The organism is Streptomyces sp. NRRL F-525, from assembly GCF_000716605.1.
In the GTDB taxonomy this organism is placed as follows: Bacteria; Actinomycetota; Actinomycetes; order Streptomycetales; family Streptomycetaceae; genus Streptomyces.
Window position 1 is genome coordinate 1 of the sequence record NZ_JNXE01000214.1, and the last position, 300, is coordinate 300.

Genomic DNA, 300 nt, shown 5'->3' on the forward strand with positions numbered 1-300 from the left:
CTTCCAGCCACCCAGGCAGGCACATCCAGTTGAGGATGCCGCCGAGGGTGCGGGGCCATGCTCCGAAGGAGGCCATGTGGTGGTTCGTCTTCGGCATCCCGGCCGCGACCCAGCCGCGAAGCAGGGTCAGGAGCGCGTGGAGAACTTCGGCGCGGTGAAGTTGGAGCCACTCGTTGAGGTCGCCGGCCGCGAACGCTGAAGGGTCGCGGGTGTCAGGCCGGACGTCGGGGTTGAGCCGGACCCAGATGGCGCGGCGGCCGAGGTCGTCGCCGACGGTCAGGTTGTTGCCGTGGACCACCC

At 69.7% G+C, this 300-nt stretch carries 1 protein-coding gene; it reads right to left on the minus strand.

Translation table 11 applies throughout. The annotated features are described in order from the left end of the window. A partial coding sequence (locus OO69_RS48585; RefSeq protein ID WP_199811179.1) for a hypothetical protein occupies positions 1 to 300 on the minus strand: 300 nt, incomplete at both ends.